Source organism: Pseudogemmobacter humi (assembly GCF_900609055.1).
Taxonomy (GTDB): domain Bacteria; phylum Pseudomonadota; class Alphaproteobacteria; order Rhodobacterales; family Rhodobacteraceae; genus Pseudogemmobacter; species Pseudogemmobacter humi.
Window position 1 is genome coordinate 1 of the sequence record NZ_UXAW01000011.1, and the last position, 1151, is coordinate 1151.

Annotated in this window: 1 protein-coding gene; it reads right to left on the reverse strand. The window is 63.7% G+C overall.

Annotation, left to right across the window (positions count from 1 at the left end; genetic code table 11):
* Nucleotides 1–1145: elongation factor Tu (tuf, locus tag XINFAN_RS00060; protein WP_124084543.1), on the reverse strand; the 1145-nt coding region annotated here is incomplete at its 3' end.
* Nucleotides 1146–1151 lie beyond the last annotated feature (6 nt).

Genomic DNA, 1151 nt, shown 5'->3' on the forward strand with positions numbered 1-1151 from the left:
CCGACGGTGCGGCCGCCTTCGCGGATCGCGAAGCGCAGTTTCTCTTCCATCGCGATCGGAGCGATCAGCTCGACCACGAATTTCAGGTTGTCGCCCGGCATCACCATCTCGGTGCCCTCGGGAAGCTGAACCATCCCGGTCACATCCGTCGTGCGGAAGTAGAACTGCGGACGGTAGTTCGCGAAGAACGGCGTGTGGCGGCCGCCCTCTTCCTTGGTCAGGATATAGGCCTCGGCCTCGAACTTCGTGTGCGGGTTCACCGATTTCGGCTTGCACAGAACCTGGCCGCGCTCGACCCCGTCACGGTCCACGCCGCGCAGCAGCGCGCCGATGTTGTCGCCGGCCTCGCCGCGGTCCAGCAGCTTGCGGAACATCTCGACCCCGGTGCAGACCGATTTCGAGGTCGGACGGATGCCGACGATCTCGACCTCGTCGCCGACGTTGATCACGCCGCGCTCGACCCGGCCCGTCACCACGGTGCCGCGGCCCGAGATCGAGAACACGTCCTCGATCGGCATCAGGAACGGCAGGTCAACCGCGCGCTCGGGCGTCGGGATGTAGCTGTCGACGGCGGCGATCAGCGCGCGGATCGAATCCTCGCCGATTTCCTTGTCGCGGCCTTCCATCGCCGCCAGTGCCGAGCCCTTGATGATCGGAATGTCGTCGCCCGGATATTCGTAGGACGACAACAGCTCGCGGATTTCCATCTCGACGAGTTCCAGCAGTTCCGGGTCGTCGACCTGGTCCACCTTGTTCATGTAGACGACCATGTAGGGGATACCCACCTGGCGGCCGAGCAGGATGTGCTCGCGGGTCTGCGGCATCGGGCCGTCGGCCGCGTTCACCACGAGGATCGCGCCGTCCATCTGCGCGGCGCCGGTGATCATGTTCTTCACATAGTCGGCGTGGCCGGGGCAGTCGACATGCGCGTAGTGGCGGTTTTCCGATTCGTATTCCACATGCGCCGTCGAGATCGTGATCCCGCGCGCACGCTCTTCCGGAGCGCCGTCGATCTGGTCGTAGGCCTTGAATTCACCGAAGTATTTCGTGATCGCAGCCGTCAGAGTCGTCTTGCCGTGGTCAACGTGACCGATCGTCCCGATGTTGACGTGCGGTTTATTCCGTTCAAACTTTGCCTTTGCCATCGTGGC